General features: G+C 67.0%; 6 protein-coding genes and 2 pseudogenes. 5 read left to right on the forward strand and 3 right to left on the reverse strand.

The window, feature by feature from the left end:
- The first annotated feature begins 15 nt into the window (after positions 1-15).
- A complete protein-coding gene (locus tag EYW47_RS12280) occupies positions 16-1,377 on the forward strand; it encodes a sigma-54-dependent transcriptional regulator (protein WP_133195099.1) in 1,362 nt (453 codons plus the stop codon).
- Between the two features lie 118 nt (positions 1,378-1,495).
- Here EYW47_RS12280 and EYW47_RS12285 read toward each other — a convergent pair whose 3' ends face one another.
- A complete protein-coding gene (locus EYW47_RS12285; protein WP_133195100.1) occupies positions 1,496-2,026 on the reverse strand; it encodes a TlpA family protein disulfide reductase in 531 nt (176 codons plus the stop codon).
- A 160-nt stretch (positions 2,027-2,186) separates the two neighbouring features.
- Here EYW47_RS12285 and EYW47_RS12290 point away from each other — a divergent pair, with 160 nt between their 5' ends.
- A complete protein-coding gene (locus EYW47_RS12290; protein ID WP_240763655.1) occupies positions 2,187-2,789 on the forward strand; it encodes a hypothetical protein in 603 nt (200 codons plus the stop codon).
- A 433-nt stretch (positions 2,790-3,222) separates the two neighbouring features.
- On the opposite strand, the pseudogene EYW47_RS12295 reads toward EYW47_RS12290, so the two are convergent.
- Both EYW47_RS12295 and EYW47_RS12300 read right to left on the reverse strand, forming a co-directional pair.
- Positions 3,223-4,829, reverse strand: a pseudogene (locus EYW47_RS12295) (YifB family Mg chelatase-like AAA ATPase).
- Between the two features lie 181 nt (positions 4,830-5,010).
- On the reverse strand, positions 5,011-5,268 hold the full coding sequence (locus EYW47_RS12300) for an accessory factor UbiK family protein (protein ID WP_028217123.1): 258 nt from the start codon (positions 5,266-5,268) through the stop codon (positions 5,011-5,013).
- 418 nt (positions 5,269-5,686) lie between these two features.
- Here EYW47_RS12300 and EYW47_RS40840 point away from each other — a divergent pair, with 418 nt between their 5' ends.
- The 3 genes and pseudogenes from EYW47_RS40840 to EYW47_RS12310 form a co-directional block, all read left to right on the forward strand.
- Positions 5,687-5,845 carry a hypothetical protein gene (locus EYW47_RS40840; RefSeq protein ID WP_165976537.1) on the forward strand — a complete coding sequence of 53 codons (159 nt, stop codon included), beginning with the start codon at positions 5,687-5,689 and terminating at the stop codon, positions 5,843-5,845.
- Entirely contained in the window at positions 5,846-6,184 is a 339-nt protein-coding gene (locus EYW47_RS12305; RefSeq protein ID WP_028217122.1) for a P-II family nitrogen regulator, read from the forward strand.
- Positions 6,185-6,239: 55 nt separating this feature from the next.
- A pseudogene (locus tag EYW47_RS12310) lies at positions 6,240-6,439 on the forward strand (ammonia channel protein); the annotation flags it as partial.

Raw genomic sequence — 6,439 nt, forward strand, 5'->3', positions numbered from 1 at the left:
GGAAGACGAACGAACATGGTCAGCTCGATGCCCGGACGGGTGCTCTACGTCGAGGACGACGAACTGGTGCGGCGCGCTGGCGTGCAGAGCCTGCAGCTCGCGGGCTTCGACGCGGCCAGCTTCGCGAACGCCGAGGCCGCGCTGCCGCTCGTGGACGCCGAGTTCGCTGGCGTCGTGGTGAGCGATATCCGCCTGCCCGGCATGAGCGGGCTCGACCTGCTCGCGCAATGCCACGAACGCGCGCCCGACGTGCCCGTGATCCTCGTCACGGGCCATGGCGACATCTCGATGGCCGTGCAGGCGATGCGTGACGGCGCCTACGACTTCATCGAAAAGCCGTTCGCCTCCGAGCGCCTGATCGAGACGGTGCGGCGCGCGCTGGAGCGCCGCACGCTGATGCTGGAAAACCTCGCGCTGCGCCGCGAACTGGCGGGGCAGAACACGCTCGCGCCGCGCATCATCGGCAAGAGCCCGGCGATCGAGCAGGTGCGGCGGCTGATTGCGAACGTCGCGCCCACGGACGCTTCCGTGCTCATCAACGGCGACACCGGTGCGGGCAAGGAGCTGATCGCACGCAGCCTGCATGAGCTCTCGCCGCGCCGCGACAAGCCTTTTGTGGCCGTGAATTGCGGCGCGCTGCCCGAGCCGATGTTCGAATCGGAGATGTTCGGCTACGAGAGCGGCGCGTTCACGGGCGCAGCCAAGCGGCGCATCGGCAAGCTCGAGCACGCGGCGGGCGGCACGCTCTTTCTCGACGAGATCGAGAGCATGCCGCTCGCGCTCCAGGTGAAGCTCTTGCGCGTGTTGCAGGACGGCGTGCTGGAGCGTCTCGGCTCGAACCAGCCGGTGCGCGTCGACCTGCGCGTGGTCGCGGCGGCCAAGGGAGACATGACGGAGCACGTCGCGGCGGGCACCTTCCGGCGCGACCTGCTGTATCGGCTCAACGTGGTGACGATCGCGCTGCCGCCGCTCGCCGAGCGCCGCGAAGACATCGTGCCGCTGTTCGAGCATTTCCTGCTGGACGCGGCGGTGCGCTATCAGCGTCCCGCGCCGCTGTTGACCGAGCGCGACCGCATGCGCCTTGCGCAGCGCGACTGGCCGGGCAACGTGCGCGAACTGCGCAACGCGGCGGACCGCTATGTGCTTGGCATTCCCGACGATGTCGCGGCGCAGGCCGCGAGCGGCGCCGACGAGGCGCTGCCGCTCAAGGAGCGCGTCGAGCAGTACGAGCGTGCGCTGATTGCCGATGCGCTGCAGCAGACGCACGGCGCGGTCGCCCAGGCGGCCGAGCGGCTACAGATGGCGAAGGCCACGCTCTACGAGAAGATGCGCCGCTACGGGCTGGTGGCGCGAGGGGAGAACGAGGCGCGCGGGTGACGACCAATGCGATGCAGCGGGGCAAACAAAAACGGCAGCGGATTTCCGCTGCCGTTTGCTCGTGAGACGCTGCCCGGGATTGTGAGGAGGGCGGCGGCCAAAGGGGCTGTGAAGCGTGTCAGGTCGCGAGCGCCTTCTGCAGCAGCGCGTCGAGCTCCGCGAACGTCGGCTCGCCCACGTAGCGCTTGAGGATCTTGCCGTTGCGGTCGATCACGAAGGTGGTGGGCGTGAGCTGGACGTTGCCGAACTGCCTGGCCGCCGAGCCATCGTCCATCGCCACCTTGAACGGCAGCTGGCGCGTTTGCGCGTAATTGGCGACGTACATGGGCGCGTCGTAGTTCATCGCCACCGCGACGAATTCGAGGCCTTCGCCCTTGAAGCGGTTATAGGTCTGGATCATCTGCGGCATTTCCTGCATGCAGGTGGCGCAGCTCGTCGCCCAGAAGTTGACGAGATAGACCTTGCCCTTGAGATCGGCGGTCGAGACCTTCTGGCCGGAGAGCAGCGTGAAGGTGGCGTCGGGCACGCGCTGCTGGCTGCCGAAAAACGCGAAGTAGCCGGCTATCGCCAACGCGGCGACAACGACCATGGCGCCGATAGTGCGCAACGCACCGGAGCGCGCCTTCGGGGGAGTTGGGGATGCGGACATGGATGAAGCCTCGGGCGCCTCAGGGCGCGGAAATGAGCCGGAGTATTGTAGCGCCGAATTTCCCGGCATAGCGGTTGTGGCGGCACGGCCGGGCATAAGCAAAGGATAATGTCCCGCGCTGCCATTTCCTCACACTTTTCAGCCGCCACGCTTGCGCCTCATGGTCTTCAACTTTCTCTCCCGCGCCCATCTTTCGCAGATTCTGCCGTCGTTGCGGCGCTTGCCCCGCGCGCGCGCAGCGGCTGCGGGACTGCTTGCGGGCCTGCTCGGCGCCCTCATCGCCTGTTCGCCCACTTACGACTGGCGCACGATCTCGAATAGCGCGAGCGGCTATAGCATCGATTTGCCAGCCAAGCCCGGCGCCGACGAGCGCCGCATCGACGTGGGCGGCACGCCGATGCGCATGCGGGTCCAGACCGCCGAGGTGAGCGGCGCGGTGTTCGTGATCGGCACGCTCGACCTGCCCGACGCGCAGCCGGCCACGCAGCAAAGGGCGTTGGCGTTTCTGCGCGCGGGGCTCGCGCGCAACGTAGGCGCGGCGCCCGAGGCGCGCACGGTGGCCGTGCCGCTCGAGGCTGGCGGCTCCGTCGAGGGCGTCGACATGCAGCTCGCCGGCAAGGCAGGCGCAAGGGATGAGCCGCGCACGATTCATGCGCGGCTCGTCGCCAAAGGGACGCATGCCTACCAGCTGGCGATCGTGGGCCGCGAGCAGCCGGCGCCTGAGCAAGTCGATCAGTTCTTCCAATCGTTCAAGCTCTATTGAGTGCCTCTTAGGAATCCGGAGTGACAGAGGATTGCGGCCGGAAGTGAATGTGTTCTCCTGGGTTTACGGGCTAAAACCCGGATTTTATTGAGAGTTTACAGGTTACCCACAGGTCCTGTGGATAACTTTGTGGAAAAAGACGGTTCGTCGTCCGCAAATGGCTGCGCTGTGGGCTTTTTGTTAGTTTGGCGCCTTTCCCGGCAAATCGTTAAATCTATAAAAATCAGCAACTTGCGTTTTGGGTCAAAGCTAAATGCGAATCGTGCATGACAAAGACGTCAACACGACGAAGTGTGCATAAGTCAAGTCTTGACTTCCTTTTTTTGATCCATCTGAAGGTTGGAATTCGGGATTCGGCGGCGGCCGCGCGCAATGCGTGGCCATGGCGAGCATGAGCCGCCGTAGTGCCGTCGATCTGCGCCGCTAGTGCGCACTACTGATCACTGAACACGCGCCGGTACTGGACCGCTTCCGCGACGTGCGCGGCTTCGGGCATGGGCGCGCCTGCAAGGTCGGCGATCGTGCGTGCCACCTTGAGCGCGCGGTAGTACGCCCGGGCCGACCAGCCGAAACGCTCGCCGGCCTCGCGCAGCAGGGCTTCGCCCGCGGCGTCGGGATGGCAGACCGCGTCGGTCTCGCGCCCGCTCAGCTCCCGGTTGGTCTTGCCCTGGCGAGCGATCTGGCGCTCGCGCGCCGCTGCCACACGCGCGGCGATGGCCGCGCTCGGCTCGCCGGGCGCGCTCGCGCGCGACGCGATCTCGACGGGTGGCAGCGCGGGAATCTCGATCTGGATGTCGATCCGGTCGAGGAGCGGTCCGGAGAGCTTGCGGCGATAGCGCGCCGCGGCCTCGGGCGTGCAGCGGCAGCGCCCGGAGGGGTCGCCGCGCCAGCCGCACGGGCACGGATTCATGGCGGCGACGAGCTGGCAAGCGGCGGGAAAGTCGGATTGCCACGCCGCACGCGAAATGGTGATGGAGCCCGCTTCGAGGGGCTCGCGCAAGGTTTCCAGCACGTGGCGGTCGAACTCGGGCAGCTCGTCGAGAAATAGGACGCCTGAATGCGCGAGCGTGATCTCGCCGGGCTGGGGCGGATTGCGTCCGCCGATCAGCGCCGCCGCGCTGGACGAATGGTGCGGTGCGCGAAACGGCCGCCGGCGCCATTGCTGGGGCGAGAAACCCAGTGCGCTGGACGACAGCAGCGCGGCGCTGGCGAGCGCCTCGGCGTCGGTCATCGGCGGCAGGAGCCCGGGCAGGCGTGCGGCGAGCATCGACTTGCCCGCGCCGGGGGGGCCGACCATCAACAGATGATGGCCGCCGGCCGCCGCGACTTCGAGCGCGCGCCGCGCTGGCCGATGACGTCGGCCATGTCGGGCTGCGCGGCGGCAGGCGCCGCGCCGAGTGCGTCGGCGCGCACGGGCGCAAGGTGCGCGTCCTCCTCGCCCGCGAGGTGGGCGCAGAGCGCACGCAGGTCGCAGACGCCATAGACATCGACGCCGGGCACGAGGGCGGCTTCGGCGGCATTGTCGGCAGGAAGGTAGAGCTCGGGCGTACGCATGCAAGAGGCCACGGCGCCGGCGTGCGCATGTGCCGGCGGCGAGCGGTGCGATTCGGGCGGCGGCAATACACAGTCGGCGCGGGCATGCGCGCGCGCCGTGCCGCATGCCATCGCGAACGCGCCACGCATGGGGCGCACGGCGCCCGAAAGCGAGAGTTCGCCCGCGAACTCGCGCGCTTGCGTGAGCGCCGCGGCGGGAATCTGCCCACTCGCCGCGAGAATGCCGAGTGCGATGGGCAAGTCGAAGCGGCCCGACTCTTTTGGCAGGTCGGCGGGCGCGAGATTCACGGTGATGCGGCGCACGGGAAAGTCGAAGCCGCAGTTCGAGAGCGCGGCGCGCACGCGCTCGCGGCTTTCGCGGACTTCGAGATCGGGCAGGCCGACGATAGAGAACGACGGCAGTCCGTTGGCGAGATGGACTTCGACGGTCACATCGGGCGCGCGGCCAGCAGCCGGCGCGCGGCTGCGCACCACGGCAAGCGACATGGAGATCTCCGGAAAAGGGGGCGCATGAACGGTGAGCGGTGTGTGTATTAAGCCAACACCCTTCATGTGCCAGGCTGGTGAGGCGCGTGCCCCTTTACGGTTCCATTGCGGAACGGTTACGGCTCGCTTGCCTCGGGGCCTGTCATTCGCGCGAACAGGCCCCAGGTGCGCATTGGATTATTCAGGACGACTGGCCAGTAACCGGCAGCTTCTGTTCGAGCTCGGCCACGCGGCGCTCGAGCTCTTCGAGGCGCTGGCGCGTGCGCACGAGTACCTGCGTCTGCGCGTCGAATTCCTCGCGCGTGACGAGTTCGAGCTTCGAGAAGCCTTGCGAGAGCATGGCGCGCACGTTGCGCTCGACGTCGCGCGCCGGCGAATTCTTCAGGAGCTCGCTCACCTTCGATTGCAGATCGTTGAACACATCGTTCGGTTGTTTCATTCGGTTCCCCTTACTACCCAAATTCGCTGCACAAAAAATGTGCAGACTTCGTTTCGATTGTGCCTCGCTTTGAATCGTGACCGATCTTGGTGCGAGACCCGCGAGGCTTGTATTGCCCGTGAGCGCATCTGGTGCACGGTGTGGCTGCCACGTGCCTACGGCACCGCAACACGCGCACACGGCCCGCCACCTGTCCCACATGCCCTTGCGCGCGCTTGCGATGCCTGAGCGCCGGGCTTGCCTGCCTGAAAACACTCTAGCAACGATCGACAGGCGCCGCCACCGCGCAGCGCCAGCGCTGGCCGTTCGGCCAGGACCTCGCTGGCAGCCGCTCATGCCCGCGTGGAGCGGGTTGGCGCGCGTGGACCGGCATTGTCCACGGCTTGTGCGGATCGTGCATCGAGGCGCGTCAGAAAAGATGCCTGAACAAACTGGCACGCGTGTTGCTAATACTGCGGGCGCACCGAACAACGGCTGGCTCGCGGTGCGCCAGCGGGGCGAGACCCGCACCGCCGGCGCCCGTCGCAAGACTGAAAACGGGATGAAAGCAATTAATAGCAACCGCAGCGAGGACTAAATGAAACTGATCACTGCCATCATCAAGCCGTTCAAGCTCGATGAGGCGCGCGAGGCCCTATCGGCCATCGGCGTCTCGGGAATCACGGTCACCGAAGTCAAGGGCTTCGGCCGTCAGAAGGGCCACACCGAGTTGTATCGCGGTGCGGAGTATGTCGTGGACTTCTTGCCCAAAGTCAAGATCGAAGCGGCCGTTTCAGACGACATCGTCGAGCAGGCCATCGAGTCGCTCGAGCGCGCCGCCCGCACCGGCAAGATTGGCGACGGCAAGATTTTCGTCACCCCCATCGAACAAGTCATTCGCATCCGCACCGGCGAGACCGGCGCGGACGCCCTGTGATCGCCTGACGGCGTCCCTGAGACAAGCGATACGAGAGAGACAAGAGGAAACCGAGATGCGCAAATATTTGATGTCCCTGCTGATGGCCGGCTCGCTGCTGGCCGGCGGCGTCGGCGCGGCGCTGGCCGACGATGCGTCCGCGCCCGCCGCCGCTTCCGCGCCCACTGCGTCCGCGTCCGCCCCTGACGCTTCGGCCGCTGCCGCGGCCTCCGCGCCCGAAGCCGCCGCCGCATCGGCCCCTGCTGCCGCTGCCGC

Source organism: Paraburkholderia silviterrae, assembly GCF_004353915.1.
In the GTDB taxonomy this organism is placed as follows: Bacteria; Pseudomonadota; Gammaproteobacteria; order Burkholderiales; family Burkholderiaceae; genus Paraburkholderia; species Paraburkholderia silviterrae.

What these genes read in the sequence shown, in the direction of transcription:
- EYW47_RS12280 (WP_133195099.1), top strand. Translation starts at nt 16, where the DNA reads ATGGTCAGCTCGATGCCCGGACGGGTGCTCTACGTCGAGGACGACGAA.
- EYW47_RS12285 (WP_133195100.1), bottom strand. Translation starts at nt 2,026, where the DNA reads ATGTCCGCATCCCCAACTCCCCCGAAGGCGCGCTCCGGTGCGTTGCGC.
- EYW47_RS12290 (WP_240763655.1), top strand. Translation starts at nt 2,187, where the DNA reads ATGGTCTTCAACTTTCTCTCCCGCGCCCATCTTTCGCAGATTCTGCCG.
- EYW47_RS12300 (WP_028217123.1), bottom strand. Translation starts at nt 5,268, where the DNA reads ATGAAACAACCGAACGATGTGTTCAACGATCTGCAATCGAAGGTGAGC.
- EYW47_RS40840 (WP_165976537.1), top strand. Translation starts at nt 5,687, where the DNA reads ATGCCTGAACAAACTGGCACGCGTGTTGCTAATACTGCGGGCGCACCG.
- EYW47_RS12305 (WP_028217122.1), top strand. Translation starts at nt 5,846, where the DNA reads ATGAAACTGATCACTGCCATCATCAAGCCGTTCAAGCTCGATGAGGCG.